The organism is Amycolatopsis sp. MEPSY49, assembly GCF_051337345.1.
In the GTDB taxonomy this organism is placed as follows: domain Bacteria; phylum Actinomycetota; class Actinomycetes; order Mycobacteriales; family Pseudonocardiaceae; genus Amycolatopsis.
In genome coordinates, this window is sequence record NZ_JBDLYJ010000019.1 from 107,308 (window position 1) to 134,218 (window position 26,911).

The 26,911-nt window shown below is 71.3% G+C and carries 32 protein-coding genes; 17 read left to right on the forward strand and 15 right to left on the reverse strand.

Translation table 11 applies throughout. From position 1 onward, the window contains the following. The first annotated feature begins 2 nt into the window (after window positions 1-2). From ABFJ78_RS45890 to ABFJ78_RS45900, 3 genes are all read left to right on the forward strand, one after another. A complete protein-coding gene (locus ABFJ78_RS45890) occupies window positions 3-356 on the forward strand; it encodes a YciI family protein (protein WP_436393800.1) in 354 nt (117 codons plus the stop codon). Further along, window positions 353-1,558, forward strand: coding sequence for an RNA polymerase sigma factor (locus tag ABFJ78_RS45895; RefSeq protein WP_436393745.1), 1,206 nt, complete (start codon window positions 353-355; stop codon window positions 1,556-1,558). Before ABFJ78_RS45890 ends, ABFJ78_RS45895 begins: the two co-directional genes overlap by 4 nt. Before the next feature lie 198 nt (window positions 1,559-1,756). Continuing rightward, window positions 1,757-2,452 (forward strand): GAF and ANTAR domain-containing protein, encoded by a 696-nt coding sequence (locus tag ABFJ78_RS45900; protein WP_436393746.1) that lies wholly within the window; start codon window positions 1,757-1,759, stop codon window positions 2,450-2,452. Window positions 2,453-2,497: 45 nt separating this feature from the next. Here the strand turns inward: ABFJ78_RS45900 and ABFJ78_RS45905 are convergent, their stop codons facing one another. The 4 genes from ABFJ78_RS45905 to ABFJ78_RS45920 all read right to left on the reverse strand — a co-directional run bounded on the left by ABFJ78_RS45905 (window position 2,498) and on the right by ABFJ78_RS45920 (window position 5,035). Beyond that, entirely contained in the window at window positions 2,498-3,094 is a 597-nt protein-coding gene (locus tag ABFJ78_RS45905) for a hypothetical protein (protein WP_436393747.1), read from the reverse strand. 82 nt (window positions 3,095-3,176) lie between these two features. Beyond that, window positions 3,177-3,923: a D-Ala-D-Ala carboxypeptidase family metallohydrolase gene (locus tag ABFJ78_RS45910; RefSeq protein ID WP_436393748.1), complete on the reverse strand. Its 747-nt coding sequence runs from the start codon at window positions 3,921-3,923 to the stop codon at window positions 3,177-3,179. Window positions 3,924-4,042: 119 nt separating this feature from the next. Continuing rightward, window positions 4,043-4,246 carry a hypothetical protein gene (locus tag ABFJ78_RS45915; protein WP_436393749.1) on the reverse strand — a complete coding sequence of 68 codons (204 nt, stop codon included), beginning with the start codon at window positions 4,244-4,246 and terminating at the stop codon, window positions 4,043-4,045. Window positions 4,247-4,450: 204 nt separating this feature from the next. After that, the gene (locus ABFJ78_RS45920) at window positions 4,451-5,035 is read right to left on the reverse strand and encodes a TetR/AcrR family transcriptional regulator (protein ID WP_436393750.1); all 585 of its coding nucleotides are present in this window, start codon (window positions 5,033-5,035) and stop codon (window positions 4,451-4,453) included. 84 nt (window positions 5,036-5,119) lie between these two features. Here ABFJ78_RS45920 and ABFJ78_RS45925 point away from each other — a divergent pair, with 84 nt between their 5' ends. Both ABFJ78_RS45925 and ABFJ78_RS45930 read left to right on the forward strand, forming a co-directional pair. After that, complete coding sequence (locus ABFJ78_RS45925) at window positions 5,120-6,004, forward strand: alpha/beta fold hydrolase (protein WP_436393751.1); 885 nt, start codon at window positions 5,120-5,122, stop codon at window positions 6,002-6,004. A gap of 91 nt (window positions 6,005-6,095) precedes the next feature. Next, window positions 6,096-7,040, forward strand: coding sequence for an aminoglycoside phosphotransferase family protein (locus ABFJ78_RS45930; protein WP_436393752.1), 945 nt, complete (start codon window positions 6,096-6,098; stop codon window positions 7,038-7,040). Here the strand turns inward: ABFJ78_RS45930 and ABFJ78_RS45935 are convergent. Beyond that, window positions 7,015-7,548 carry a DinB family protein gene (locus tag ABFJ78_RS45935; protein WP_436393753.1) on the reverse strand — a complete coding sequence of 178 codons (534 nt, stop codon included), beginning with the start codon at window positions 7,546-7,548 and terminating at the stop codon, window positions 7,015-7,017. The genes ABFJ78_RS45930 and ABFJ78_RS45935 overlap by 26 nt on opposite strands. A gap of 59 nt (window positions 7,549-7,607) precedes the next feature. Between ABFJ78_RS45935 and ABFJ78_RS45940 the strand changes: the two genes are divergently transcribed. Next, on the forward strand, window positions 7,608-7,961 hold the full coding sequence (locus ABFJ78_RS45940) for a hypothetical protein (protein ID WP_436393754.1): 354 nt from the start codon (window positions 7,608-7,610) through the stop codon (window positions 7,959-7,961). Window positions 7,962-7,965: 4 nt separating this feature from the next. Here ABFJ78_RS45940 and ABFJ78_RS45945 read toward each other — a convergent pair whose 3' ends face one another. Together ABFJ78_RS45945 and ABFJ78_RS45950 are read right to left on the reverse strand one after the other, a co-directional pair. Further along, complete coding sequence (locus ABFJ78_RS45945; protein WP_436393755.1) at window positions 7,966-8,382, reverse strand: VOC family protein; 417 nt, start codon at window positions 8,380-8,382, stop codon at window positions 7,966-7,968. 48 nt (window positions 8,383-8,430) lie between these two features. Continuing rightward, window positions 8,431-8,769 carry a helix-turn-helix domain-containing protein gene (locus ABFJ78_RS45950; RefSeq protein ID WP_436393801.1) on the reverse strand — a complete coding sequence of 113 codons (339 nt, stop codon included), beginning with the start codon at window positions 8,767-8,769 and terminating at the stop codon, window positions 8,431-8,433. Window positions 8,770-8,907: 138 nt separating this feature from the next. On the opposite strand from ABFJ78_RS45950, the gene ABFJ78_RS45955 reads away from it, so the two are divergent. Next, entirely contained in the window at window positions 8,908-9,321 is a 414-nt protein-coding gene (locus ABFJ78_RS45955; RefSeq protein ID WP_436393756.1) for an ATP-binding protein, read from the forward strand. A 26-nt stretch (window positions 9,322-9,347) separates the two neighbouring features. Here the strand turns inward: ABFJ78_RS45955 and ABFJ78_RS45960 are convergent, their stop codons facing one another. Further along, the gene (locus ABFJ78_RS45960) at window positions 9,348-9,671 is read right to left on the reverse strand and encodes a DUF6204 family protein (protein ID WP_436393757.1); all 324 of its coding nucleotides are present in this window, start codon (window positions 9,669-9,671) and stop codon (window positions 9,348-9,350) included. 138 nt (window positions 9,672-9,809) lie between these two features. On the opposite strand from ABFJ78_RS45960, the gene ABFJ78_RS45965 reads away from it, so the two are divergent. Then, window positions 9,810-10,574: a DUF1206 domain-containing protein gene (locus ABFJ78_RS45965; protein ID WP_436393758.1), complete on the forward strand. Its 765-nt coding sequence runs from the start codon at window positions 9,810-9,812 to the stop codon at window positions 10,572-10,574. Between the two features lie 31 nt (window positions 10,575-10,605). On the opposite strand, the gene ABFJ78_RS45970 is transcribed toward ABFJ78_RS45965, so the two are convergent. Beyond that, window positions 10,606-11,292, reverse strand: coding sequence for a class I SAM-dependent methyltransferase (locus ABFJ78_RS45970; protein ID WP_436393759.1), 687 nt, complete (start codon window positions 11,290-11,292; stop codon window positions 10,606-10,608). 46 nt (window positions 11,293-11,338) lie between these two features. Between ABFJ78_RS45970 and ABFJ78_RS45975 the strand changes: the two genes are divergently transcribed. After that, window positions 11,339-11,785: a MarR family winged helix-turn-helix transcriptional regulator gene (locus tag ABFJ78_RS45975; RefSeq protein WP_436393760.1), complete on the forward strand. Its 447-nt coding sequence runs from the start codon at window positions 11,339-11,341 to the stop codon at window positions 11,783-11,785. A gap of 13 nt (window positions 11,786-11,798) precedes the next feature. Here the strand turns inward: ABFJ78_RS45975 and ABFJ78_RS45980 are convergent, their stop codons facing one another. Beyond that, a complete protein-coding gene (locus ABFJ78_RS45980) occupies window positions 11,799-12,383 on the reverse strand; it encodes a DivIVA domain-containing protein (protein ID WP_436393761.1) in 585 nt (194 codons plus the stop codon). A 24-nt stretch (window positions 12,384-12,407) separates the two neighbouring features. Between ABFJ78_RS45980 and ABFJ78_RS45985 the strand changes: the two genes are divergently transcribed. After that, window positions 12,408-13,565: a hypothetical protein gene (locus ABFJ78_RS45985; RefSeq protein ID WP_436393762.1), complete on the forward strand. Its 1,158-nt coding sequence runs from the start codon at window positions 12,408-12,410 to the stop codon at window positions 13,563-13,565. A 39-nt stretch (window positions 13,566-13,604) separates the two neighbouring features. Here ABFJ78_RS45985 and ABFJ78_RS45990 read toward each other — a convergent pair whose 3' ends face one another. Beyond that, window positions 13,605-15,056 carry an arabinofuranosidase catalytic domain-containing protein gene (locus tag ABFJ78_RS45990; RefSeq protein WP_436393763.1) on the reverse strand — a complete coding sequence of 484 codons (1,452 nt, stop codon included), beginning with the start codon at window positions 15,054-15,056 and terminating at the stop codon, window positions 13,605-13,607. 354 nt (window positions 15,057-15,410) lie between these two features. Here ABFJ78_RS45990 and ABFJ78_RS45995 point away from each other — a divergent pair, with 354 nt between their 5' ends. Further along, the gene (locus ABFJ78_RS45995) at window positions 15,411-15,794 is read left to right on the forward strand and encodes a YegP family protein (RefSeq protein WP_436393764.1); all 384 of its coding nucleotides are present in this window, start codon (window positions 15,411-15,413) and stop codon (window positions 15,792-15,794) included. Window positions 15,795-15,859: 65 nt separating this feature from the next. Here the strand turns inward: ABFJ78_RS45995 and ABFJ78_RS46000 are convergent, their stop codons facing one another. From ABFJ78_RS46000 to ABFJ78_RS46010, 3 genes are all read right to left on the reverse strand, one after another. Further along, window positions 15,860-16,783, reverse strand: a complete 924-nt coding sequence (locus ABFJ78_RS46000; protein ID WP_436393765.1) for an NADP-dependent oxidoreductase — start codon at window positions 16,781-16,783, stop codon at window positions 15,860-15,862. A gap of 106 nt (window positions 16,784-16,889) precedes the next feature. Continuing rightward, entirely contained in the window at window positions 16,890-17,267 is a 378-nt protein-coding gene (locus ABFJ78_RS46005) for a MerR family transcriptional regulator (protein WP_436393766.1), read from the reverse strand. Window positions 17,268-17,375: 108 nt separating this feature from the next. After that, on the reverse strand, window positions 17,376-20,360 hold the full coding sequence (locus tag ABFJ78_RS46010) for a family 16 glycoside hydrolase (protein WP_436393767.1): 2,985 nt from the start codon (window positions 20,358-20,360) through the stop codon (window positions 17,376-17,378). Window positions 20,361-20,672: 312 nt separating this feature from the next. On the opposite strand from ABFJ78_RS46010, the gene ABFJ78_RS46015 reads away from it, so the two are divergent. Further along, complete coding sequence (locus tag ABFJ78_RS46015) at window positions 20,673-21,032, forward strand: DUF742 domain-containing protein (RefSeq protein ID WP_436393768.1); 360 nt, start codon at window positions 20,673-20,675, stop codon at window positions 21,030-21,032. A 55-nt stretch (window positions 21,033-21,087) separates the two neighbouring features. Here ABFJ78_RS46015 and ABFJ78_RS46020 read toward each other — a convergent pair whose 3' ends face one another. Beyond that, a complete protein-coding gene (locus ABFJ78_RS46020) occupies window positions 21,088-21,921 on the reverse strand; it encodes a DeoR/GlpR family DNA-binding transcription regulator (RefSeq protein ID WP_436393769.1) in 834 nt (277 codons plus the stop codon). Window positions 21,922-22,105: 184 nt separating this feature from the next. On the opposite strand from ABFJ78_RS46020, the gene ABFJ78_RS46025 reads away from it, so the two are divergent. Genes ABFJ78_RS46025 through ABFJ78_RS46045 form a run of 5 tightly spaced genes read left to right on the forward strand, consistent with a single transcriptional unit; the run spans window position 22,106 to window position 26,908 of the window. After that, window positions 22,106-23,242, forward strand: a complete 1,137-nt coding sequence (locus ABFJ78_RS46025) for an SIS domain-containing protein (RefSeq protein ID WP_436393770.1) — start codon at window positions 22,106-22,108, stop codon at window positions 23,240-23,242. 3 nt (window positions 23,243-23,245) lie between these two features. After that, the gene (locus tag ABFJ78_RS46030; protein WP_436393771.1) at window positions 23,246-24,217 is read left to right on the forward strand and encodes an N-acetylglucosamine kinase; all 972 of its coding nucleotides are present in this window, start codon (window positions 23,246-23,248) and stop codon (window positions 24,215-24,217) included. After that, window positions 24,214-25,152 (forward strand): DMT family transporter, encoded by a 939-nt coding sequence (locus tag ABFJ78_RS46035; protein ID WP_436393772.1) that lies wholly within the window; start codon window positions 24,214-24,216, stop codon window positions 25,150-25,152. Before ABFJ78_RS46030 ends, ABFJ78_RS46035 begins: the two co-directional genes overlap by 4 nt. Continuing rightward, window positions 25,149-26,084, forward strand: coding sequence for a 1-phosphofructokinase family hexose kinase (locus ABFJ78_RS46040; RefSeq protein ID WP_436393773.1), 936 nt, complete (start codon window positions 25,149-25,151; stop codon window positions 26,082-26,084). Before ABFJ78_RS46035 ends, ABFJ78_RS46040 begins: the two co-directional genes overlap by 4 nt. After that, window positions 26,081-26,908, forward strand: coding sequence for a class II fructose-bisphosphate aldolase (locus tag ABFJ78_RS46045; protein WP_436393774.1), 828 nt, complete (start codon window positions 26,081-26,083; stop codon window positions 26,906-26,908). Before ABFJ78_RS46040 ends, ABFJ78_RS46045 begins: the two co-directional genes overlap by 4 nt. Window positions 26,909-26,911 lie beyond the last annotated feature (3 nt).

Here is a 26,911-nt window from a genome sequence, read left to right on the forward strand (position 1 = left end):
ACATGCTGCTGATCTACGGCAACGAGGAAGCCTTCACCTCGGTGGGAGCGGAGACCCTCGCCGAAATCATCCGCGAGACCGACGCCCTCAACCAGGAGCTGTCCGAGTCCGGCGAGCTGATCGGCGCCTACGGCGTCGCCGACGAGGTGAACACCAAGATGGTCCGGGTCACCGACGGGACCCCGGTGATCACCGACGGCCCCTACGCCGAGGCCAAGGAGTTCCTGGGCAGCTTCTCGATCATCGACTGCGACAGCCTGGAGCGGGCCCTGGAGATCGCGGCCCGCGCGCCGTCGGCGCGGTACTGGGGTGTCGAGGTCCGGCCGCTGATGGACGAGGCCGACGTCGCGCCGTGACGGGCTGGCAGGCCGTCCGGCGGCTGGTTCCGGAGGTCCTCGGGGCGCTGGTGCGGAGGTACGGCCAGTTCGACGCCTGCGAGGACGCCGTCCAGGAGGCGCTGGCGGAGGCAGCGGCCCAGTGGCCGGTGCGGGGGTGGCCGGAGAACCCCCGGGCGTGGCTGGTGACGGTGGCGTCGCGGCGCCTCGCCGACCAGGTGCGCAGCGACGCCGCCCGTCGCCGGCGGGAGGAGGCGGACGCCCTCCGCGCTCCTCCCGCCGGTGCCGAGGTCCAGGCCGGTGACGACACCCTCACGCTGCTGTTCCTGTGCTGCCACCCGGTGCTGACGGCCCCGTCGCAGATCGCGCTGACCCTGCGGGCCGTCGGCGGCCTGTCGACCGCCGAAATCGCCCGGGCGTTCCTCGTGCCCGAGGCGACGATGGCGCAGCGCATCAGCCGGGCGAAGCACCGCATCAAGGCAGCGGGCGCCGGCTTCGAACTGCCACCGCCGGCCGAGCAGGCGGCGCGGCTCGGCGTCGTGCTCCAGGTGATCTACCTGGTCTTCAACGAGGGCTACACGGCCACGTCGGGGACGCGGCTGGTGCGGGCCGAGCTGACGGCCGAGGCCATCCGGCTGGCCCGCGAGCTGCACCGGCTGGTCCGGGACGACGGCGAGGTGGCCGGGCTGCTGGCGCTGCTGTTGCTGACCGACGCCCGCCGCGGAGCCCGCACGGCGACGGACGGGTCGTTGGTGCCGTTGAGCGAGCAGGACCGGACGCTCTGGGACACCGAAGCGATCGCCGAGGGCGTGACCCTGGTGACCGACACGCTGCCGAAGGGCCCGGTCGGGCCGTACCAGTTGCAAGCGGCCATCGCCGCCGTCCACGACGAGTCACCCACCGCCGAAGCCACCGACTGGCGGCAGATCCTGGCGCTCTACACGGTTCTCGAGCGCGTGGCACCCAATCCGACGGTGACGCTCAACCGGGCGGTGGCGGTCGCCGAGGTCCACGGACCGGCGGCCGGGCTGGCCCTGCTGGACGCCCTCTCGGCCGACGAGCGCATCTCGGCGTCCCATCACTTCATGTCCGTACGGGCTCATCTGCTGGAGATGGCCGGCGACCACGACGCGGCCCGGGTCGGCTACCGGGAGGCGGCCCGGCGCACCACCAGCGAACCCGAGAAACGCCATCTCCTGACCCGGGCCGCGCGGCTGGAGTGACCGGCTGCGCCGCACAACGGTCAACAATCCAAAGAACAACGGTCCCGAAATTGTCGAACACAATACCTCGGCAGAGTGATTTCAGGGAAAAAGTGGATTGGATCCGCTATTCGCGGAAACCGGGGGCGGCGGCCCACGCGCCCGCGAAACGACCGGTCCCGATACGCTGATACGCAGGTCAGCACGGGAGGGAACGGTATGACTGACGAGGGATACGGTTCGCCGGATCTGAGCATCGTGCTCAGCGAAATCGCTCGGACTTTGCAGGCTGAGCCCGACGTCGACACCACCCTCGCCGCGATCGTCAAAGCCGCCGTGGACCACGTCGCCGGCGCCGAATACGCCGGGATCGCCCTGATCGCGAAAGGCGGCGGCGTCCGCACCGTCGCCCCCACCGACCACCTCGTCGCCACCATCGACGAAATCCAGCACCGCACGAACCAAGGCCCCGCCCTGGACGCCATCGCCGAACACCACGTGTACCGGACCGGAGACCTCACCGAAGAGGACCGCTGGCCGGTCTTCTCCCCCGAAACAGCCCGCACCGGGATCCGCTCGGTGCTGTCCTACCGCCTGTTCGTCACCGACACCACCCTCGGCGCCCTGAACCTGTACTCCCGCGCACGGGACGCGTTCAGCGACCGGACCGAGGCCGACGGCGCCCTCTTCGCCACCCACGCGGCCATCGCGCTCGTCGGCGCGCAAACCGAAGCTCAGCTGCACACGGCCGTCGAGAACCGCGACACCATCGGCATGGCGAAGGGCATCCTCATGCAACGCCACGACCTCAGGCCCGTCGAGGCGTTCCGGCTGCTCGTCGAGTACTCCCAGCGGACCAACACGAAACTGCACGAGGTCGCCGCCTGGCTCGTCGAACACCGACGCGAGCTGTAAGCACGAGGTCCTGTGCACCCACCTGGCGAGCTGCCGAAGCCGCGCTCAAGCGCCAGGACGCGGCTCGGCCCCCTCGATCCGGTCGAGGAGCTCGTCGCGGTACTCCCGCGCCGCCTGGAACTCCGGTTCGTCGCCGGTCGCCCGCTTCAACGCGCCTTCCAGGATCTTCAGGCCCTGGCGTTCGTCGCCGCGCGCGTCCGCCTGCCGCGCGGCGTTCTCCATGGCTTTGGCGAGCCTGGTCCGCGGCTCGGGTTCCTGGGCGGCCTGGTTGATCCGGATCCAGTTGCCACCCGGATCGACGACGGTGAACCCGGTGTACCGGTCGTTGCGCAGCCGCGGCCGGGTCATGCGCGGGATGCCGGAGACGAGCAGTTTTCCGTGCACGGACCGCATCCCCGCCGCGAAGGCTTCGAACAGCTCGCCGGTGTCCGCCACGATGACCAGGCACGTGCTGTACGACTGCGCCGGGTCGTAGTCGTCCATGCCGAAGAAGTGCAGGTTGAGGTCTTCGCGTCGCACGGCGACGTGCGGGTTCGGCCGCGTCTGCCGATAGGTGATCTCGAAGCCGAGCATCTCGTAGAACGACGCGATCTCGTCGATGGAAGGACAGGGCAGGAGCGGAATGGTCAGTTCGTTCGCCACCGCCCGAAGGTAAGGCCGGACCGGCCGAAACGACACGGAGCTATTTGCTCGTGCGAACCGCGGTGTGGCCCCGGCCAGACCGTCAGATTCCGCAGGAGGACGCCGACCAGAAGCGGGTCGAGCGGTGCGCCACGTGGGTGTGGTCGCTGTGGCCCGGGTAGCCCGGTCCGAGGATCTCGCTGAACCCGTGGTTGCGGGCCTGCAGCGCCAATCCGCAGAACCCCTGCGCGCCTGCTCCCAGGTCGACCGCGTCCCCGTAAAGGTGCCGGCTGGCCGCTGCTCCGCCGACCGCGTTGTTGCACGCCACGCTGCGGAAACCGCCGTTCACCACGATCGGGCGGTCGCCCATCGCGTGCCGCATCGCCTGCAGTTTCCACATCGACACCAGAGCGTTGGCCTTTGCGGTCGCCGGCGGGACGTTGCCGCCCGACCAGTCCGCGTTGCACCTGTTCAGCTCGGCGTAGCTGAAGTTGACCGGCGTGCAGTCGTCGTCCTGCAGCTGGTAGATCCTGCCGAACGTCGCGGGCCCGGCGATGCCGTCCGCGCCGAGGCCGTAGGCCTGCTGGAACCGGGTGACCGCCGCCTTCGTCCCCGGCCCGAACTGGCCGTCGATGGCCAGGACACCGCCGTACCCCGGGTAACCCGCGACCCGGATCTGCAATTGCCGGACGTCGTCGCCGGACGCGCCTTGCGCCAGCGTGCGTCCCCAGGTGTAGCAGGCATCGGTGACCGACATCGCCGTCACGGGATCGGGATCGGCGGCCGCGGAAGCCGGAGCGGCCACCACCGAGAGCAGGGCGAGCAGGGGCAGCAGAAGACGAACGCGCATGACAGGAACACCTTTCGAAACGGGGAAGGTGAGACCCGCAGCCGGTCTGCGATTCACTGTCCAGCACGGTAGAGCGGGTGCGAGCACCGCACTGTGGGGCGTTCGCACCACAAGTCCGTTCAACCGGCCAGGAGGCCGCGGGCGGTGTCGGCCACGGTCTCCCCGACCGGGCGAGTACGCCAACCGAGCACCCTCCGCGCCTTTTCCGTGCGGATGACCCGCACGCGCCCGAGGCGGGCGGCCGCTTCCCGCATGGCCGGGTCGCTCTCGGCGGCGGCCCGGACCTCCGCTTCCCGGTCGAGATCACGATTCTGACGATCCACAAAGGACTGTTTGCTTGTACGACGACAACCGAACGTACGGTGGCGCGGACCCGGTGCCCGTCGGCCAGCAGCCGCACGATGGGTGTCGCCGCGGTCGCGGGCGTCCCAGAGCCGCGCCTTCAGGCGCGCCGGGACGCCTCGAGGATGGTCGGCCAGACCTGCTTGCGCGCGATTCCTGTCGCCACGGGACCAGCATGCGGAACTTCAAGTGCTTGAAGTCAAGCCACCGGTGAGCCGCCGCAGCTGGAGGTCGATCAGCTCGACGGCCTCGGCCCCGGTCCGGTGCCCGAGCAGGACCGCGTCGGCCAGACCGGCTGTCAGCGCCAGGAGCAGATCCGCTTCGCGGGCGGCGTCGACGCCGGTCAGGCCGTGCTCGGCCGTCACCAGGGCGGCGAGTGCCTCGCGCAGCTGGTCGTACCCGGCTCGGAACCACGCGGCGATCTCGTCGTCCTTGAACGCGCGCCAGACGAACGCGTTGGCCGCCAGCGCTTCCGTCCGGCTCTCGTCGTCGAGGGGCAGCAGCGCCACCAGGACCGTCCGCAGGTCCGGTGGCGCGTCCGCGGCCTCCGTCGCCACCTGGCGCTCGACCTGATCGCGCAGTGTCCGGACCGCGTAGCGCAGCATCGCGTTCTTGTTCGGGAAGTAGTGCTGCACCTGTCCCTTCGAGATGCCCGCGGCCGCCGCGACCTGGCCCAGGCTGACCGCTTCGAGACCCTCGTCGGCGGCGATGCGGCGCAGTGTCGCCGCGATCCGCCGCCGGCGTTCCTCGTGATCGACGACCTTCGGCACGGGTCCCTTTTCCAATACGGTCGGCTTGCGAACCGGCCTGCCGCTTCTTTACAATCCGATCGTATCGCAAAACAAGGGGGCACGATGAAGCTGAGCGGGTTCACCTCCGGGCACGCCGAACGGGAGTACGACGCGGTGTACGAACGCGGGCTGGCCGCGCTGCCGGCACCGGCCGCCCAGCACGACGTCGAGACGTCCTTCGGGACCGCGCGGGTCTACCGGTTCGGCTCGGGGCCGGCGATCCCCGCGGTGCTGCTGCCGGGCCGGGCCGGCAGCGCCGTCATGTGGGCACCGAACCTCCCGGCGTGGGCGCGCCGCGGCCCCGTGTACGCGCTCGACCTGATCGGCGAGCCGGGCCGGAGCACCCAAACCGCCCCGATCCGGGACAGCGCCGGCCAGGCCGCGTGGCTCACCGAGGTCCTCGACGCGCTCGGCGCGGAAACCGTGCACCTCGTCGGATACTCGTTCGGCGGCTGGCTCGCCGCCAACCACGCCGCACGCTCGGGGCAGCGCCTGGCGTCGCTGACCCTGATCGACCCGGTCCGCACCTTCGGCGAGCTCCCGGTTTCCCTGCTCTTCCGCACGACCCTCGCGCTCATCCCCGGCATCGGCCACTGGGGCCGCCCGGCCTTCATCCGGTGGATCTCCGGCGGCGCGCAGGTCGCCCCGGACGACCCGGTCGCCGCGGTCATCGAGGCGGGCATCCGCGCCTACCGGATCGCGTTGCCCACCCCGGACCTGCTGACCGACGAGCAGCTCCGGTCGATCGGGCTCCCCGTCCTCGCGCTGATCGCCGGCCGCAGCGTGATCCACGACGCCGTCAAGGCGAGCGCTCGCGCACGCGCCCTGCTGCCGGACGCGCGCGTCGAGGTCTGGCCCGAAGCGACCCACGCCATCGCCGGCGAAGCCGCCGACGCGGTCAACGAACGGGTGCTGGCGTTCTTCGCCGAAGCCGAAGCGCGGACGTGAACCGCGGGCGCGCGGCCCGGCTTGCGCCGTCGCCGACAGAACTCGTGGCATCGTGGCTCCTCGGTTTCCCGGCGCGACAGGGGTGATTGCGGTGCCAGAGCTGTCCGAGCGGGTCCTGCGCTGGGTGACCGGCGCGGCGGGAGGCGACGTCCGCGTGGCCGCCGTGACCGGCTTGCGCGAGGACGCCAATCCGTGGTTGCTGCGGTTCGAACCCGCCGGCCGGGTCGAAGCGGCCGTGCTGCGGCTCGGCGACCCCACCGATCCCGACCACTGCCGGCGGTTCGCCACCGAGGTGGCGGCCCTGCGAGTCGCCGGTGACCATCGGCTGCCCGCCGCCCGGCTCGTCGCCACGGATCTCGACGGTGCCGCGGCGGGTGCGCTCGCGGTGCTGACCACGGTCCTGCCCGGACACAGCCGGATCCCGGCGGTCGCCTCCACCGAACGGCTGCGGGGCTTGGGGGCCGTCGCGGCCGCGCTGCAGTCGGTCCCGCTGGCGCCCGGGCCCGCGCTGCCGCCGCGGACCCGCTCGATAGCGGATGTCGACTTCGCCGCCCAACGCCGGGAAAAGGGCACCACCGCCCTACTGGCGGCCGCGGAGGAACTCCTGGACCGGCTGCCCGTGCCCGAAAGCCCGACGGTCTTCGTGCACGGCGACCTGTGGTTCGGGAACACCCTGTGGTCCGGCGACCACTGCACCGGCCTGGTCGACTGGGACTGCGCCGGTGCCGGACCGCCGGGGATCGACCTCGGCGCGGCGCGCTTCGACGCCGCCCTGATGTTCGGGCCGGCCGCCGCCGAGCTGGTGCTGGAAGGCTGGCAGCGGGCAACCGGCCGACGGGCGGATCAGGTCGCCTACTGGGACGTCGTCGCGGCGTCCGGCACCCTGGCCGACATGGCGTTCTGCGTTCCGGCACTCCACGACCGGGGCCGACGGGACCTCGACGCCGGCCTTCTCGGGCACCGGCGGGACGCCTTCCTCGGCGCCGCGTTGCACCGGCTCGAGGGTCAGGCTAGCAAGCGGCCAGGCAGCGCCTGATGTCTTCGAGGTGGTGCCTGACCTCGTGGGCCGCCTGGCGGACCAGCCACCGGGCCGTGCGGTGCTCGCCCGGCAGGCGGGTCACGACGCGTTCGCAGTCCGCCGGTTCCAGCCGCGCGATCTCGTCGCCGAGCCCGGCGGCGCAGGCCGCGAGTTCGTCTCGCACTCCGTCGAACGACCGGTCGTTGTAGCGGAAACGTCGTGCGCGCAGGTCGTTGAGCATCGGCTCGAGCACGGGCCGGTCCTCGGTGCGGGCGCGGTGCACCCGGATCGTGTACGTGACGCAGACATCGCGCAGGTGGACGAGGTACTCCAACGCCGACCACCGGCCGGGCGCGGGCCGGCGCCGGAGGTCCTCCCGCGACGCGGGCCCGGCCACGGCGTCCACCGCGCCGGGCAGCGACCCGATGATCGCCCGGGCGGCGTCGAGCGTGAGCGCGGGATAGGACAGCCCGCACTCGGCGCAGGCGTGGTCTTCCCCGGCCAGCGGGGGGATGCCGGCGGACATGGCCCCATGGTCGCCGGAAAAGGCGTTGCCCGGCAACCGGTCCGCGTATCGTCTCGGCGATGACACGAGTGCTGGTCATCGGTCTCGACCCCGCCAAGCTGGCAGGCTGGGACCCCGAACCGGTCCAGGCCGCGATCGCCCGCGGCCGGGCCCGGTTCGACGATCACGGCATCGCGGCCGACTACTGCCTGGTCTCCCCCGACGAGCGTCCCGAACAGGCCGTCGCGGAGGCGTTGACCGGCCACACCTACGACTGCGTCGTGATCGGTGGCGGCATCCGCACCCACGAGCCCCTGCTCGAGCTCTTCGAGCGAGTGGTCAACCTCGTCCGCCGGCACGCGCCCGACGCGGCCATCGCGTTCAACAGCAGCCCCGAGGACTGCGCCGACGCGGCGGTGCGCTGGCTGCGCTGAGGAGTCAGGAGCCGGACAGCGGCTGGCTGAACCGGATGCTGTTGCCGAACGGGTCGCGCAGGCCGCAGTCGATCCCGTACGGGCGCTCGGTCGGCTCGTCGGTGAATTCGACGCCCTTGGCCAGCAGCGTTTCGTAGGTCTTGCGGCAGTCGTCGCTGGTGAAGAACAGCGAGCCACCCATCGCGCCCTTCGTCAGCAGGTCGCGGACCTGGTTCGCGGTGGCCTCGTCCATCCGGGGCGGGCCGGGCTTCTCCAGGAGGATCTCCCGGTCCGGCCGGCCGGGCACGTTGATCGTCAGCCACCGCATGAAGCCCAGGTCGGCGTCGGTGTGGACTTCCAGGCCGAGCTTGCCGACGTAGAAGTCGAGCGCCTCGTCCTGGTCGAGCACGAAGATCTGAGAGATCGTGATTGCGTTGAGCATGGCGGCGACGGTAGTGCAGCAGAGCGCCGGGACGCTTATCCGAAACGATCAGCTCCGCGGCCGCATCCACGCCATGGCGAAGCAGGTCGGCACGTCCGCCAGCGGACCGCGCCCCCGGTAGGCCGTCGGCGACTCGCCGACGATGTCCCGGAAGGTCCGGCTGAACGTCCCGAGGCTGGTGAAGCCGACCTCCAGGCAGATGTCGGTGACGCTCCGGTCGCCCGAGCGCAGCAGGAACATGGCCCGCTCCACCCGGCGGCGTTGCAGGTAGCGGTGCGGGGTCTCGCCGAAGGTGGCCCGGAAGGTCCGGCTGAAGTGCGGCACCGAGACGTGGGCGACCCGCGCCAGCGCGGCCACGTCCAGCGGCTTGGCGTAGTCGCGGTCCATGGTGTCGCGGGCCCGCAGCAGGCGGCGGTTGGTCTCCTCCCCGGCACGGCTCACGTCCCGATCACACCACAACGTTCGTGGTGTCACCGCACCGATCACGGGTACCCGGCCGAAGACCGACGAGGAAAGCGGGGTCCGATGCCGACCGAATACGCGCCGGTGACCGGCGAGCAGGTCGAAACCCGGGTGCTGGACGTCGAGGACGATCTGGCCGAACTGTCCTGGGTTCGCCGATGGGCCCGCTCCGCGCTGAGCGATCTGTCCGAAGCGGACCTGGCCGACACGATCATGGTGCTGGACGAGCTCGTGTCGAACGCGCTCCGGCACGGGACCCCGCCCCGGCAGGTGCGGTTGCTGCGCCGGGCGGGCTGGCTGCGCATCGAAGTCGACGACTCGTGCCACGATCCGGCGTGCCCGCGCCCGCCTTCGGAAACCGGCGGGCGGGGACTCGCGCTGGTCGAGCACTGCACCATCGCCTGGGGGCAGGACCAGCGGCCGGCCGGGAAAACGGTATGGGCCGAGATCGTCCCGACCGTCCGGCCGTCCGGATGAGAACGCCTGCTTGACCGGCGGACCGCTCAGCGGCGCGTGGTCCGGACGTCGTCCATGCAGGTCGAGCTGACCGTGAGGTCGCGGTAGGGATACCCTTCGCGCTCCAGCAGGTCCGTCGCCCGCAGTTCGGCGTCCTCGTGCGCCCGCCGCTCGGCGCCTTCGCCCGCGGCGACGTCGATCCGGACGCGGAAGCTGAACCCGCCCAGGTGCCGGCTGTAGGTCAGCGTTCCCGTTTCGCCGAACGACAAGTCGGCGAGAGCACCATCGTTCGCGTTGGCCAGGAGCTTCTCGCGGACGGCCCCGGCCGGCCGGTCGAACTTGCCCCGGACGAGGACGCGGTAGGCCGGCATGTGCGTCAGGGTAGCGACGCCGGTTCCGCGGACGAACTCGTTTTTCGCGGTGCGCCAAAGCAGCCTCCGGCAGAGCCGCACCGGCGAAGTCGCGCCGGGGCCTGGCCAACCGGGCCGGAATGAACCAGGATCCCCCGGGTGCCCGACTTCAGAGGTTTCACCCTGCTCGCCCGAATCGGCCTCACCTGCTACGCCTTCGTGCACCTGGTCGTCGCGTGGCTGGCGGCGCAGGTGGCCCTCGGCGACAACGAGAAGGCCGACAAGGCCGGCGCGTTGCAGATCGTCGCCGCGGGCGGCGGAGCGTGGCTGCTCTGGCTGGTCGCCGCCGGCACCGGCCTGCTCGCGCTGTGGCAGCTCGCCGAAGCGATCACCGGCCACCGGCACGTGGCACCACGCCGGCGGTGGGTGCGGCGGGCGACCAGCGGGGTCGAGGTCGTCCTGTACGGCCTCGTCGCCTACAGCGCCGGCAAGATCGCGACCGGCGGCTCCGGGAAAGCGGGATCGGTGGTGGCCACGGTCCTGGCCCAGCCCTGGGGAGCCGCCGCGGTGATCGCGGCCGGCGGCGGCGTGATCGTGGTCGCGGCCTTCCTCGCCTATCGCGGGATCAAGAAGAAGTTCGTCCACGACCTCGACCTCGACGGCGCCTCCCGGACGCTCCGGCGGTCGACGGAGCGGCTGGGCCAGGTGGGCTGGTGCGCCATGGCGGTCACCTACGGCACCGTGGGCGCGATGTTCGTCGTCGCCGCCGTCGACTACGACCCCGCCAAAGCCGGCGGCCTGGACCCCGCGCTCAAGACGCTCGCGCTCCAGCCCTACGGACAGGCACTGCTGCTGGCGCTGGCCGCCGGCATCGCCGTCTTCGGCGTGTTCGCGTTGCTCGAAAGCCGGTACCGCAAGATCTGAGGCTCGGCACGGTGTCCGTCCGACGACACCGTCAGGACAAGTGCGCCGACAGCAGCCAGGCAGGTGCCGACTTGCGGCCGTTGCCCTCGTCTCGGACATCGCGGCCGGCGAAGTCCGCGAAGTCCGGGAAGTTCTCGGGGACGTTGGCGTGGATGCGGGCCGGCCGGATCTCGTCGATCGTCCAGTACGCGCCCACCACCTCCCGCAGTTCCGCCGCCGAGACCGGGTTGACCTTGCCCGAGGGCACGGTCGCGCTGTCGAACACCAGCACGAAATAGGACGCGCCGGGCGCCGCGGCGCGCACGATCGATTCCTGGTACCCCCGGCGCAGCCCGACCGGGATCGAGTGGAACAAGGTGCTGTCGACGACGGTGCCGAAACGGCCGTCGTACCCGGTGAACGTGCTGATGTCGGCGACCGCGAAGCCGGCGTTGCCCAAGCCGCGGCGGGCGGCTTCGGCACGCGCGAGCGCGATCGCGGTCGGCGACTGGTCCAGACCCACGGTCGGGAAACCCCGCTCGGCGAGGTGGAGCGCCGTCGCGCCTTCACCACAGCCGGCGTCGAGGACGTCGCCGTGGAAGGCGCCCGCGTCGATGAGCGCGGCGATCTCGGGTTGCGGTTCGCCGATGCTCCACGGCGGCCGGGAGCCCTGCCCCAGTTCGGGAGCCTGGCCTCGATAGGCGGATTCGAACAACGCGTCGCTCGGTGAGCTCGTCATGCACCCCAGAGTGTCAACCCGGTTGATATATGTCAACATGGTTGACATGGAAGGAGTCCGGGGCGAGCCGCTCGGCTACCTGCTGCACCGCGTCACCGCGGCCTTGCGCGCCGAGGTGGCCGCGACTGTGCTGGGGCCGGCGGAGCTGGCGGCGCCCGAGTACCTCTGCCTGCGGATGCTGTCGCAGTCGCCGAAGTCCAACGCCCAGCTGGCCCGCGAGGCCCAGGTGTCCCCCCAGGCGATGAACAAGGTGGTTCGCGAGCTGCAGGATCGCGGTCTGGTGACGCGGCCCGCCACGGTGTCGTCCGGGAGGTCGTTGCCCGCCACGTTGACGCACGCGGGCGCGACCCTGCTCGCGCGCCTCGACCCCGAGGTGGCCGAGGCCGAGGATCGGGTCCTGGCCAGGCTCGGCGAACAGGATCGGCGCGAGCTCCGGAGGCTCCTCGTCGCGGCCGGCCAGGTGGTGTCCCGGCGGCCGGAACACCGCCCCTGACGCCTGGCTCCGGTCAAGCGGGGGAAGGCACGGAGTCCACAGTCCCGGGTTCGGCCGGGCTCTCCCCACCGGCGTCGGCGTCGGCCTCGCCGCCGAACCGGTCACGCAGTTCCTCGACGGCGTCGACGATCCGGCCCAGCTGGTCCAGCACCGCCCGGTGGGCGGCCCGGATGGCGGCGGCTTCCTCCTCCGCACGGGAAAGGGTGAGCTGGGCGTCCCGCTGCGCGGCGCGGTCGGTCTCCGCGGCGGCGCTTTCCGCCTCGGCGACGGTTTTCTCCGCGGCCGCCACCAGTGCCTCACTCTCCTTGCGGGCCTGTTCCTTGATCTCCGCGGCCTCGGATTTCGCGACCTGGAGGATCTTTTCGATCCGCTTGCCGAGCCCGGCGGCACCGTCCGGTTCCGGCGCCCGCGGGGCGGGTACCTGAGCCTTGGCCAGCCTGCGCTCCGCGACCCGCCGCGCCTTCTCGTGCCGATCCACCCGCTTCTCCGCGACCCGCACGTACTCGTCCACCTGCCGGCGGTCGTAACCCCGCAGGACGATCGGGAACCGGACGTCGGACTCCGGCGCTGCCTCGGGTTCGGAAACCGTGTTCTCCATGCCCCGAGTGTCGGCAAGTTCGAGATGACCGGCAATCCGAAAACACCGATCGGTGCGCCAAGAGCACTTTCGGTGGAATCATTCCTTCTGTTCGGCGAAAAGGGCACGCCAACCCGCATTCACCCGATGGTGATGTTTATTTTCCCGCTCTCCTGGCCGGGCTCGGCCCGCTACGCCGGCTCGGCGGGTCGGGCCGGGTTGCTCGAAGAGCACACGGCGAGGTGGTTCGTCTGTCAGGATGCCGAGATGCCACCTCGCGCGCGTGCGGTCGATCCCGGCGTTCTCGCGCACTGGTGCCGGGAACATCTGGCTAGCTCGCCGACGGAGGAAATATTCAGGTCCGGGCACTTGTCCGTCGTCATCGGGCTGCGGCTGGCGGACGGCCGGGAGGTCGTGGTCAAGGTTCGTCCGGACGCGCCGCGGGTGGCGGCGTGTGTCGAAGTCCAGCGTCACTTGTTCCACGCCGGTTATCCCTGCCCGGAGCCGCTCACCGGCGCCGCTCCCCTCGGTGGTGACGTCGCCACCGCGGAGGGCTACGTCCCTGGCGGCGCCGTGCTGCCGAGCGCGGACCGCGCGCCCGCTGCCTTCGCCGAGGCGTTCGCGCGGCTGATCCGGCTGGCCCCCGGTCCGGCTGAGGTGTCCTCGCTCGCCCCGGCACCGTCGTGGGCGGACTGGAAGCACGCCGGGGACGGCCTGTGGCCGCGCCCGGAGGACTCCGAGGTCGACCTCGATGCCGCGGCCGGCGCGGAGTGGATCGACGACGCCGGGCGCCGGGCTCGCGATCGGTTGCGGATCGGCGAGTCCGCCGCTGTGATCGGCCACTGCGACTGGCTTGCCGGCAACCTCCGCTGGAGCGAAGACGCGCTGCTGGTGGTCCACGACTGGGACAGCGTGACCGCGGACAGCGAAGACGTCCTGGCCGGCTTCGCCGCCGCGCTGTACTCGACCGTCGACGCGAACGAGCTGGCCACCGTCGAAGACACGCAGCGGTTCCTCGTCGCGTACGGCCTTGCGCGTGGCCGGGACCTCAGCGCCGACGAACGTGAACGCGCATGGGCGGCGGGCGTGTGGACCAGGGCCTGCGACGCCAAGTTCCAGCACGCGACCGGGCTGCCCGTCACCTCGCTGTCGGAGAGCGATGCCCGCGAGCGCCTTCGTCGTGCCGGCACCGCGCGACCGTGACCGCGGCGCGGGTGGGTCGCCCGCGCCGCAGCCGAGGGCCTACGACGAGAACGACCAGAGCTGGCAGGTGTTGTTGAGCCACATCCACATCTGCGCCTTCGTGCCGTTGGCCGTGCCGCAGTTCTGGTCGTCGAGGACCATGCCGCTGTTCTCGACCACCAGCTCGTAGCGGCCGTTGCCGGCGGGGATCACCGCCCACTGCTGGCACTTGTTGCCGAGCGACTGCCACAGGTCCGTGGCCGTGCCGAGCGCCAAGCCGCAGTTGACCGCGTCGAGCACCGTGCCCGAGTTGACGTTGGTGATGGTCCACTTGTTCGCGCCGACGCTGGTGAAGCGCCACTGCTGGCAGGCGTTGTTCAGGTTCTGCCACAGCTGGACCGCGGTGCCGTTGGCGGTGCCGCAGTCGGCCGCGTCGAGCACCTTGCCGGCCGCCAGGTTCGTCAGGCGGTAGCTCGCGCCGTTGACCGGGAACGTGACGCTCTTGGCGTAGCCCACCGAGACGATGTTCGCCTGCACCGAGTTCTCCGTGGCGTCGGACGGGTAGCCCGACGTCATCACGCCTTCGAAGAACGAGCCGACCGAACCGTTGCTGTTGTCGCCGCCGATGCCGAGGATGATGGCGCCCTGCTTGGTCATCGGCTGGTAGCCGCCCTGCGTCGGCAGGGATCCGTTCCACCGGGTCGCGAGGCCGCCGGACTGGGCGTTGCCGTCCTTGATCGCGTACGTCGAGGTGCCGTTGTTCTTGGTCACCGCGGTGACGAACGCGCTGCCGCGGCCGGTGTTCGCGGTGTTCGAGCCGTTCCCGCCGGCGAACAGGCCGTTCTCCAGGTCGGCCATCACCTTCGGGGCCGAGCCGCTGCACGGCGAGAACCAGCACAGCGTGCCGAAGTAGATGGCGTCCATGTCACCGTTGCCGGTGTCGTTGTTGCTGGTTTCGGCGTTGCCGTAGTCGAAGCAGCAGCGGTCGTTGAAGTGCGTGCCCTCGGTGACCATGTACATGCCCTCGGGGGCGCTGCCGGTGGCGATACCGTTGGTGTTGTTGTTGCGGTAGCCGTTGCCGGCCGAAATGTAGACGCCGTACACCTTGTGGCCGCCCGCGGTCACCGGCAGGGCCGCGGCGTTCGCGCCCTGGTCGGCGGTGGGGTTGGCGCCGCCGCCGGGCGCGATGGTCAGGTCGTTGTGGCGCGAGGTCTGGTCGTAGATCCGCACGATCGTGCAGTACGTGCCCGAGCAGAACGAGTCCTGCGCCGCAGCGTTCGCGTAGCCGCCGGCGCTGAGCACGCCGATGTTGGCGGTGGCGCCGTCGGACCAGCGGCGGACCTGGTAGAGCGACCCGCCGTAGGACCCGAACAGCGCGCGAGTGGTGCTGTGCGCGGCGACGCAGGGAGTGCCGCCGGACGCGTAGATGTCGCACGGCCCGGTGCCGGCGGCCGTGGCCGTGCCCGTCGTGACGGTCAGCGCCGCGCCGGTGAGCAGAGCGGCGGCTCCCACCGCGAGCACCTTTCGCCAGCGGCTGCGGAGAACCCGAAAACCCATTGCTGTCTCCTTTCGTGTGCCTGCGAACCCGGAAGCGGTGCGTCAGTACGGGAAACTCCGGAAACCGTTTCGTCGAGGGGATCGTCGATGTTCTCGATCCCGTGGAATGCCGGCCGGAAAATGCGGGACGGCGACTAGCCGGGAGCCACGTTCGCGTGAGTGTTCATGCGCCGCCTCCTTGCGAGCAGAACTTGACGTGTCACCGGTCGTGCCCGGGTCAGGACCACCGGAAGCACACCCAGCACGATAACGGCCACAGCCGGAAGCGACAAGGACCTTCTGTTATCGCTAACAGTCCATGTTCAGCCGATGAGTCCGGCAATCTTGGCTGAACATCCCGTAGAACTGGGCAAACCCGCGACCGGCCGCTGTCAGGCAGTCAGGCGATCATGGCCGAATGTTCGCGTTAACAGGATCTGCCGCGAGCGGGCGGCGGGATTGATCACGCCGCGGCCGGCTTTCGGAGTAGCGTCGACCGACACCGAACGCTCGCGGGACAAGGAGGTCACCGTGGCCGGAAAGTTCGAGGTCTACCAGGACAAGGCCGGTAAGTACCGCTTCCGCCTCAAAGCCGGCAATGGCGAAGTGGTCGCCACCGGCGAGGCCTACGAAAGCAAATCGAGCGCCCGGGCCGGCTGTGAAGCCGTCCGAAGAGCCGCCGCGGGAGCGTCGATCGTCGAAGCGGATTCCTGATTTCCCGATCGTCGGGCTCCGGGGATCGGCGGGTTCGCCGGTCCCCGGAACTCACCTAGCACCGCTCAGGTCACCTTGATGACGACCTTGCCCGCGGGGTGACCGCTCTCGACGGCGGCGAGCGCGGCCGGGGCGTCGGCCAGCGGGTGGACCGCGGTGATCACCGGGGCCAGGACTCCGTCCACCGCCAGCCGGGCGGCACGCTCCAGGTTCGCGCGGTCGAGACGCCGCTCGACGAACCGGCCGCCGAGGTCGGGCACGGACTGATCGCCCACGGCGATGACGTTGCGGGGCTCGCGCGCCAGCGGGGCGACCGCCCGCAGCGAGGTGCCGCCGACCAGGTCGACGATCCCGTCGAAACCGCCGGGAACCAGCTCGCGCGCCGCGGCGACGACGTCCTCGGCGGTGTAGTCGAGGAACCGCACTCCGGCCGCTTCGGCCTGCTCGCGCTTGGCGGCACTGCCGGTACCGAACACCCGCAGCCCGCGCGCGGCGGCCAGCCGGGCGACCGCCAGGCCGACCCCGCCGCCGACGCCGTTGACCAGGATCGTGGCGCCGGCCGGGAGGCCGAGCTGGTCGAGCGCGTCCACCGCGGTCGTTCCCGCGACCGGCAGCGTCGCCGCCACAGCGGCGGACAGGCCCGCCGGGATGCGGGCGGTGTTCGGCGCCGAGAGCACCGTCGTCTCGGCGTACGTGCCGCCGCCGGTCAGCGCGAAGCCGAAGACCGCGTCGCCCACCTCGAGCCCGTCGACGTCCTCCCCCAGCGCGAGCACGGTCCCCGCGGCCTCCATGCCGAGCACGAGGGGGAACGGACGCCCGCCGTCGAGCCCGGGCACCAGGCCCGCGCGCAGGAGGTGGTCAAGGGGGTTCACCCCGGCGACGTCGACCCGGATCAGCACCTCATCGGGACCGGGGACGGGATCGGGACGATCGAAGAACTCCTGCACCTCGGGCCCGCCGTACCTGCCGAAACCCCACGCCTGTCCCATTTTCCGCTGCCTTCCGGGTGACCGGCCCGGTGGTTCCGGGCCCTGCGGCCATCCTCACCGTTCACACCGGTGTCAGAGGCAACCGGCTGAGGCGCGGGTCACAGCGTCAAGCCGGCCGGGTCACCAGTCCCGCCTGGTGCCGCCGGTTGGCCGCCATCACCGTGTCGAGCGCGTTCCGGGCTTCGATCAGGCGCGCGATGTCGGCGTCGATCCGATCCCGCTCGCGCGCCATCGTGGCGAACGCCGCCTCGACGACGTCGGGGTCGCCCGGGAGCTCGACGCACGGCAGCACGGCCGCGATCACCCGGCTGGACATCCCCGCGTCGAACAGCTGCCGGATGAGCGCCACGCGCTCGACTTCGGCGTCGGAATAGTGGCGCTGGCCGGCGTCGGAGCGGGAACTGGTCAGCAGGCCCTGCGCCTCGTAGTACCGCAGTGAGCGCGAACTCACGCCGGTCCGCTTGGACAGTTCACCGATCCTCATACCGACGAGGTTACGCCGCGGGCGACGGCGGCGGCCCCGTGTCCGAGCACCCCGCGGGGTGGCCCGTCGGCCGGCGGAACCCGATGAACGAGCCCCGCCGGCCGATGGTCAGCCGATCGGTTCCACCCAGACGTTGCGGAACCTCGGGTTCTCGCCGGCGTCGCCGTGGTCCTGCAGCCGGATCGCGCCGAGCCCGGGGCCTTCCGGGTCGCCGCCCCCGGTGGGGCCGGTGATGGCGACGTCGTTGTGGACGGTCACCCCGTTCCAGACGACGGTCACCCGGGCGTTGTCGGTCTTGGTCCCGGCGCTGTCGAACCGCGCCGCCCGGAACGTGATGTCGTAGGTCTGCCACGTCAGCGGCGCGGTGGCGGCGTTGACGTCCGGCGCCTTCTGCGAGTAGATCGCGCCGGCCTCGTCGTTGGCGAGACTGGTGTCGCCGTAGGAGTCGAGCACCTGCAGCTCGTACCGGTCCTGCAGGTAGACGCCGCTGTTCCCGCGTGCCTGCCCGGTCACCTCCGGCGGGTAGTTCGGCTCGTACCACTCGACGTGCAGCTTGAAGTCGCCGAACTTCTGCCGCGTCCGGATGTCGCCGCCGAGGGCTTCCATCGAGCCGCCCGCGACCGGCCACGGGGCCGCGCCCCCGGAACGCAGCTCCCAGGCGTCCAAAGTGGACCCGGTGAACAACGGGACGCGGGTGGCCGCGGTGACGGTGATGTTGTCGAGGTTGACGTTGCCGGCGTCGCCGCCGTCGAACCGGTAGGAGATCGAATTCGCGCCCGCGGCGAGCGGCAGCGCTTCCGGTTGCAGCGCCCAGTTGTCCCACGTGGTCGTGCTCGCCAGCCGGGTCTGCCGGACCTTGGTGCCGTTGACGTAGACGCTCACCGACTTCGTGCCGGCGCTGGGGTTCGGGCCGTTCGAATACCGCAGGCCGACGTTGTAGGTCCCGGCCGTGGGCACGTTCACCGCGAACGTCGTGGCGGCGCCGGAGTTCCAGTACCCGTCGACGAACCCGGTGCCCTGGTAACCCGGGTGGTCGGTGTTGACGCCCGCGCCGCCGGTCAGGGTTGCCCGCTCCGCTTCGTAGGTCACACTGGCCGGCGGTCCGCCCGGAAGCGAGTTCAGGGTGTACCACGCTTCGGTGCTCCACAACGCCGTGCCGGATTCCGACGCGAACGGCCGTGGCGACCGCACGTGCACGACCCGGCCGGCCTGGAGGCCGGAGATCTGCACCGTGACCTTCTTGCGGTCAGCGGAAACCGTCGCGCCCGTGACGGCGAGCGTCTGTTCGTCCACTTTCGGGCCGCCGTAAGCGGCGGTCGGCACGTAGCGCCATTGGGAGGCCTGGTACTTCCTGCTCAGGTCCTGCACGGTCGCGGCGGACAGCGGCTGGGTGTACTCGATTTCGAAGCCGCCCGCGACAGCCCGCATGGCGAGGATGTCGAAGGCGTTCGTGCCGTTGGGAGTCAGCTTCTGCAGGCCGTAGGCGAGCTTGCCCGGCTGTCCCCAGTTGCCGCCGCCGTCGATGCCGCCGGTGTAGATCGCGCCGTCCGGGCCGAGGCTGATCCGGCTCACGCCGGACTCGAGGCCCTGGGTCATCCGGAACACCGCGCCCTGGTACTCGCCGTTGACCTTCTCCAGGTGGACCCGCTGGAGGCCGCCATAGGTCACGTCGCCGTAGACGAGCTGGCCGGCGAAGGTGCCCTGGGTCAGCTGGACCGGGTTGCTGGGCGAGTTGGCGATTTCGTTGTGCGGCAACCACACCACCGGCGCGGTCACCGGCTGCGCGTCGAACGGGCCCGCCGGGTTCGTGTAGTGGTTGAAGAACCGGTTCTGCTTGACGCGCACCAGCTTGTTCGCCGGTAGCCAGCCGCCTTGGTTGTCGGTGACGAAGATGTCGCCTTCGGGACCCCAGCCGATGCCGTGCGGGGTGCGCAGGCCACCGGCGATGGTCGAGACGGCACCGGTGTTCTTGTCGACCTTGATGGTGACGCCGCGGCCCGGCGCGGGCTGCGGGTTGGTGGTCGCACCGCCCAGGTCGATCGCCACCGAGAGGTTGACGTAGAAGAACCCGTCCTTGTACAGCAGGCCGAACGCGAACTCGTGGAAGTTGCCGCCGAACGGCCAGGTCCCGACCGTCCGGTAGACGTCGGTGACGCCGTCGCCGTTGGTGTCGTTCAGTTCGACGAGCCGCGTCTTCTCCGACACGTACAGCTTGCCGTCGACGTACTTGACGCCCATCGGTTCCTTGAGGCCACTGGCGATCCGCTGGGTCCGCACCCGGGACGGATCCGTGGTTCCGGTGGCGTTGCTGATCAGCTGGACTTCGCCGGCGGTGTTGTTCGAGCCGCCCCAGGTCGCGATGGCGAGCCGGCCGTCGGGCAGCCAATCCATCCCGGTCACCTGCGGCTGGAAGCCGTCGGGACGCAGGTCGGTCAGCGTGAAGCCGGGGTGGACGCCGGTCAGCGGCAGGCCGTCGCCCGGGGAGTCGGCGGTGCCTTCGCATTCCTTCTTCCCCGGCGAGGTCACCCGGACGACCCCGGCGTCGGTGCTGAGCACTGAGTTGGGCACGATCGCGAAGGCCGACGAGCCGGGCGGCTGCCATTCGAGCAGGAGCTGCTGTTCGCCGGCGTTGTCGAAGTGCTCGATCCGCAGCGCGTGGTAGCCGGTGGTCAGCGGGACCGAGCCGGTCACCGCGGCCGAGCCGTGCAGTCCGTCGTTGGTGATCACCGGCTGCCCGTCGATGCTCAGCCGGGAGCCGTCGTCACTGGTCAGCCGGAACTGGTGGGTGCCGGCGGTCGCGATGGCGATGTTCCCGGTCACCTCGGACACGAAGAAGTCGCCGACACCGAAGTCGGCGGTGCTGCTCCAGTTGACCGTCGGCATCAGCTTGTCGACGTTGGGGGTCAACCCGGGCTTGATGGTGCACAGCTTGTTCAGCTCGGTTTGCATGTCGAACACCCGAAGGGTCACACCCGGCTCTTGAGGCGGCACGGCGGCGTGAGCGGGCACGGCGACGACCGCTGACAGGGCTGTGAACAGGGCTGTTGTTGTCAAGAGCGCTCGGCGGCAGCGTTCGCGGACGGCAAGAAGCATCTTTGCTCCCCGGGGAAGAGCCAGGGTCTCTACCTGACGCTCGGTGAGCGTAGGGACGACTTTTGCACGAAGTCAACGAAAGTATGTCCTGTTTGAGCGAAATTACGCCGTACAGACGCATAAGTCGGAAGCGATCGATGACGCCGTCCGGCAGCTCGCCCGGCCGGCGCGGCTTCCCGGGTCCCGAGCAGGCGGCGAAACTGCCGACTGTCACCAGCCCTTACCCGTTCGGTCGATTGCCGATGATTGGCCGACCGGCGAATGCTTTCCGTCAGTCGATGGTTTCAGTGAGGAGCCGATGTGGAGCCGGCGTTGGGGCTCGACCCGGGCACGGCAGATCTTGTCCGGCCGTACTTCCGCACTCATGGACGTACGCGGCCGACGCGCACGCTCCCCCTCGAAACGCTCATCGCGGCAACCGAGCGAGGCCGTACCCCGGAGCACGGCTGCTCCCGCGAAGAGGCCGCGATCTGCCTCCTGTGCCGCTCGTCGCAATCGGTCGCGGAAATCGCCGCGTACCGGCGGATTCCCCTTGGTGTCGCCCGAGTCCTGGTGTCCGACCTCGCCGACCGCGGCCTGGTGACGGTTCAGGACACGCAGCAGGCCACCGGCGATCGTCCCAGCATCAACTTCATGGAGCGGGTTCTGCGTGGGCTTCACGCGATGACGTAGCCACGGTCGCGGTCGGCGTCAGTCCACAAAGGATTCCCGCGCCACGAGCACCTTCTCACGCGATCGATCGGCCGTTCTCCGCTTGTGCGGGCACTTCGACGACCGTCACCCGCACTCCCGCCGCCCGGATCGCCGCCACGCTGCCCGCGTCGGCCGAGGAATCCGTGATCAGCTCGTCGACTTCGGTGATGTCCCCGATCCGCGCCAGCGTGCGCTTGCCGAGCTTGCTGCCGTCCGCGATGACGACCACCCGCTGCGCGCGGGCGAGCATCGCGCGGTTCGTCCTCGCCTCGTTCTCGTCGTGGGTGGTGATGCCGCCCGCCGCGTCGATGCCGTCGACCCCGATGAAGGCCGTGCCGATGTTGATCGACGCCAGCACCTGCTCCGCCCACGGGCCGACGAGCTCGTAGGACCGCGGCCGGGAGACACCGCCGACGACGACGAGCTTCACCCGGGGCCGCAGCACGATCTCCATGGCCGTGTTCAGCGCGTTCGTCACCACCGTGAAGTCCGCGCGGTCGGGCAGCTCCTTCGCCAGCTCACCCGTGGTCGTGCCGCCGGTCAGCGCGATCACGTGCGGACCGGCGGGCAGCCTGCGCACCGCCAGCCGGGCGATCGCCCGTTTCGCGTCCCTCGACTGGCCTTCGCGGTACCGGACCGGCAGCTCGTCGGCCACCCCCTGGGCCAGCGCGCCGCCGTGGGTCCGGGTCAGCAGCCGCTGCTCCTCCAACGCCGTCAGGTCCCGGCGCAGCGTGGCCTCGGAGACGCCGAACCGGCGGGCGAGCTCCCCGACGCGCAGGCGGCCCGTTTCGCCCAGTTCGCGCACCATCTCCGCCATCCGTTCGGACCGGGACGCGCGCTCTCGGACCCGCACATCAGCAAGGCTCATACTTGCACACTATACGACTGTTTCGAACACTTTCACGCATCGATCCGACAACTCACCAGCGGTAACGCGGCAAACGAACATCCGCGATGCGCGTTTGCGCGGCAACTCTTGCTCGCCGGACCCGGCACGACGTACCAAGAGCGGACCGCTCGGCCGAACCGGCCGCGACCGAAAGGTGATGTGGGTGTCAGCGCAGCAAGAACAACCGGGGCACCGGCGGCAGCCGGGCGAAAGCCGCACCGCCGGCGAGATCCGGCAGCAGCCCGGCACGTGGCCCGAGGTGGCGCGGACCGTCGCCGCCGCGCGGGCCGACATCGACCGCCTGCTCGGCGACGCGCTCGTCGATCCGCGGACCCGGATCGTCCTCACCGGCGCGGGGACCTCGGCCTACATCGGGGAAGTCGTGGCCCCCGACCTCGCCCGGCACCTCGGCCGGCCGATCGAGCCGATCGCGACGACGGACATCGTCGCCGGCCCGTCGTCCGTCGCCGACGACCGGCCGGTGCTGCTGGTGTCGTTCGCCCGCAGCGGCGACAGCCCCGAGTCGGCCGCCGCGGCCGAGCTGCTGCAGCGGCTCACTCCCGCGCTGCACCACATCGTCATCACCTGCAATCCCGCCGGCGCGCTGGCCCGCCGCTGGGCGGACGCCAAGAACGCGGTCGTGGTGGCGCTTCCCGACCGGCTGAACGACCGCGGGTTCGCCATGACGTCGTCGTTCACCGGGATGACCCTGGCGGCGCTGCTCGCCCTGGGCCTCGAGGTCGACGTCGACGCCGCGGCCCGGGCCGCGGAAGACGTCCTGGCCGGCGCGGCGAGCCGGGCGGAAGCGGTCGCCGCCGCCGATCCGGCCCGGCTGGTCTACCTCGGCTCCGGCGCGTTCAAAGGGCTCGCCCGCGAGGCCGCGCTGAAGTGCCTCGAACTCACCGCCGGCGCGGTCGTCGCGGTCGCCGACACCCCGCTGGGTTTCCGCCACGGCCCCAAGTCGGTCCTCGACGACCGGACCGTCGCGGTCGTCTTCCCGTCCGGCGACCCGTACACCCGCCGCTACGACGACGACATCACGCGCGAACTGGTGGAGTCCCTGGGCGCCGAGCGGGTCCTGGTCGTCGGCGCCGACGCCGGCGGCTGGCCGATCCCGGGAATCGCGCACCTGCCCGACTCCGTGCGGGCCATCGTGGCGGCCATCCCGGCGCAGTCGATCGCCCTGGCGTGTTCGCTCGCCCACGGCCTGACCCCCGACAACCCGTTCCCCGGCGGGGAAGTCAACCGCGTGGTCCGCGGGGTCGTCATCCACGAGTTCCCGAACCCGGCGGAGGGCTGAGCCATGTTCCTCGGTGTGGACGGCGGCGGCACGAAAACCGCCTTCTGCCTGATCGACGCGGGAGGACGCGTCGTCGCGGAAGCCCGCACGGCCGGCCTCTACTACCTGCAGCAGGGCATCGGCATCGTCGAACCGTTGCTGCGTCAGGGAATCGGCGAAGTGTGCGCCACCGCGGGCATCGACGTCGCCGACCTCTCCTACGCCTTCTTCGGCATTCCTTGCTACGGCGAGATTTCCGCCGACGTCCCGGTGCTCGACGCGCTCCCCCGCCGGATCCTGGGCGACGTCGGTTACGCGTGCGGCAACGACATGATCTGCGGCTGGGCGGCGTCCCTCGGCGGCGCGGACGGGATCAACGTCGTCGCGGGCACCGGGTCCATCGCCTACGGGGAACACCGGGGACGGCGGTGGCGGGCCGGCGGCTGGAGCGAGCTGTTCGGCGACGAAGGCTCCGGCTACTGGGTGGCGGTCCGAGGTCTCGGCGCGTTCTCCCGGATGAGCGACGGGCGCCAGCCGGCGAGCGCGCTGGCCGAGGAGATGCGCCGGACGCTCGGCGTGACCACCGACCTCGACGCCATCGACATCGTCATGAACCGGTGGCACGGCGACCGCGGGAAGATCGCGGACCTCAGCAAGGTCGTCACCCGGGCCGCGGAGGCGGGCGACCCCACCGCGGCCGTCATCCTCGGACGCGCCGGGCGGGAGCTCGCCCTGCACGTCGAAGCCGGGGCCGCCGCGCTGGGGTTCGAGCCGGAGGAGACCGTGCCGGTCTCCTACTCCGGCGGCATGTTCGGCTCGGCGCACCTCCTGGGGTCCTTCCGCGAAGCGCTCCAGCACGGCAGCCACGGCTACGAGCTGCGAGAGCCCCTGCTGCCGCCGCACGTCGGCGCGGCGGTCTACGCCGCCCGGCTGGCGGGCCGGCCCATCCCGCTCGACCGGATTTCCGCCGTCCCCACCTTGGAGGGGTTGTCATGAGCGCATCGAAGCGCCGCGCCGCCTGGATTCCCTACGCCGGCCTGCTGGTCCTGTTCTGGGGTGTCTGGGGCGCGTTCTCCAGCCTGCCCACCTCCCGCTACGGCTACCCGGACCCGATGGTCTACGTCATCTGGTCGGTCACCATGCTCATCCCCGCGTACTTTTCCTTGCGCGGGCAGAAGATCGACCGGCGCCCGATCGCCGCGGTCTACGGCCTGCTGATCGGCCTGACCGGCGCCGGCGGGCAGCTGGTGCTGTTCAAGGCGCTCACCATCGGGCCGGCCTACATCATCTTCCCGATCGTGGCGCTCTCCCCGGCGATCACCGTCCTGATGGCGTTCGCGGCCCTGCGGGAACGGCTCACCGCGCTCAGCTGGATCGGCGTCGTCCTCGCGCTGGTCGCGATCGTCCTGTTCTCGGTGTCTTCGGGCGACTCGCAGGAGACGAGCGGGACCTACTTGTGGCTCGCGATCCTGGTCTGCGTCGCCTGGGGCGTGCAGGCGTACTTCATGCGCAAGGCGGCGGTCGTCGGGGTCAACGACGCGACGACGTTCGGCTGGATGACCGTCAGCGGGCTGCTGCTGATCCCGGTCGCGCTGATCATGATGGGCGGGCTTCCGCTGGCGTTCCCGTGGCAGGCGCCCGCGTTGACCGCGATCACGCAGCTGCTCAACGCCGTGGGCGCGCTGTTCCTCGTGATGGCCATGAGCCGGGGCAAGGCCACGATCGTCGCGCCGATCACCAACGCGCTGGCGCCCGTGCTGACCATCGTGCTTTCGCTGATCGTCTTCCAGACCCTGCCGAGCGGTTTCCAGGTCGCCGGCATCGTGCTCGCGCTCGTGGGCTCCTCGCTCATGGTCTACAGCACCGAGAAGAGCGGCGAAGAACCGTCCGTGGCCCCCGCGCCGGCCGATCGGCGGGAAGCCGCGTCGTGACGACGATCCTCACCGTCACCCTCAACCCCGCGATCGACGTCACCTACCGGGTGGCCGGGCTGGCGGTCGGCGAGACCGTTCGCGTGGCGGGCGTGCGCAGCCGCGCCGGCGGCAAGGGCGTGAACGTCGCCGCGGTGGCCCGGCAGCTGGGCAGCGACAGCCGCGTGCTGGCGTTGACCGCCCGCGCGGAGCCGGACGAGTTCCGGGCCGGGCTCGACCGGCTCGGTCTCCCCCACCGCCTGGTCCCGGCGCTGGCCGCGGTTCGCCGGACCGTGGCGGTGGTGGCGGACGACGGCGTCACGACGAGCTTGCAGGAGCGTGGTCCGGCCGTGGCGGCCGGCACCCGGGACGAGGTCGTGGCGGCCTTCCGCGCCGAGCTGGCGGCCGGTGTGGGAGCGGTGGTCGTCTCCGGGAGCGTGCCGCCCGGGCTCGGCGACGAGGTGCCCGCGCGGCTGGCGGAGCTCGGCGCCGAAGCCGGCGTCCCGGTGATCGCCGACGTCTCCGGCGCCGCTTTGCGCGCCGCGGCGACGACGGGAAGTGTGCTCGTACCGAACCGTGACGAACTGGCCGAACTGTGCGGAAAGCGCCTCGACGTCGTCGCGGCCGGCCGGCAGCTGGTCCGGGACGGCGCCGCCGCCGTCGTCGCCACGCTCGGCGAAGAGGGTGTGGTCGCGGTGACCGCCGGCCACGAGTTCGTCGTCCGGCCGGTCGAAAAGGTCGTCGGCAACCCCACCGGCGCCGGCGACGCGGCCGCCGCCGCGCTCGCCCGCCACCTGGCGGCCGCCGGTGTGTCCACAGTGGACTGGCCCGCCGCGCTGGCCGACGTCGTCGCGACGTCGGCCGCCGCTGTCCTGTGCCCCGTCGCGGGCGAAGTCGACCTCGAGGCCCGAGCCGGCTGGCTCGCCGCGCTCGCTGTGAAGGAGATCGCGTGAACACCGATGCCCGGACCCTTTTCACCGGCCTGCGGGGGGCGGTCGGGGCGTTCAACGCGATCCTCCTGGAGCACGCGGAGGCCATCGTGGCGGGCGCCGAGCAGGCCGGCCTCCCCGTCATCCTGCAGATCTCCCAGAACGCCGTCCGCTACCACGGCTCACTCGACCCGTTCGGCACCGCGTGCCTGAGCATGGCCGCCGCCGCCGCGGTGCCGGTCCTGGTGCACCTCGACCACATCGAGGACGAGACGCTGGTCGACCAGGGTCTCGCGCTGGGCATCCGGTCGATCATGTTCGACGCCGCGAGCTCGGCCTACGCGGAGAACGTGGCGCGCACCCGGGCGGTCACCGAACGGTGTCACGCCGCGGAGTGCTGGGTGGAGGCCGAACTCGGCGAGATCGGCGGCAAGGACGGCGCGCACGCACCGGGCGTCCGGACCGACCCGGCCGAAGCGGCCGCGTTCGTCGCCGCGACCGGCGTCGACGCCCTCGCGGTGGCCGTCGGGTCGTCGCACGCGATGGCCGGCCGCGACGCCGTGCTGGACGACGAACTCATCGGCCGGCTCGCCGCCGCGGTGCCCGTGCCGCTGGTCCTGCACGGCTCGTCCGGAGTGCCCGACGACGGCGTCCGGCGGGCGGTCGGGCGCGGCATCCGCAAGGTCAACGTCGGCACCCGGCTCAACCAGGTCCTGACCGGCGCGGTCCGCGCGACCCTCGCCGAGCGGGAGAGCCTCACCGACCCACGCCGGTACCTCTCCCCCGGCCGCGACCGGATGCGCGACGAGGTGGCGCGGCTGGTGGAGCTCCTGGCCGGCGCGCGCTGAGGC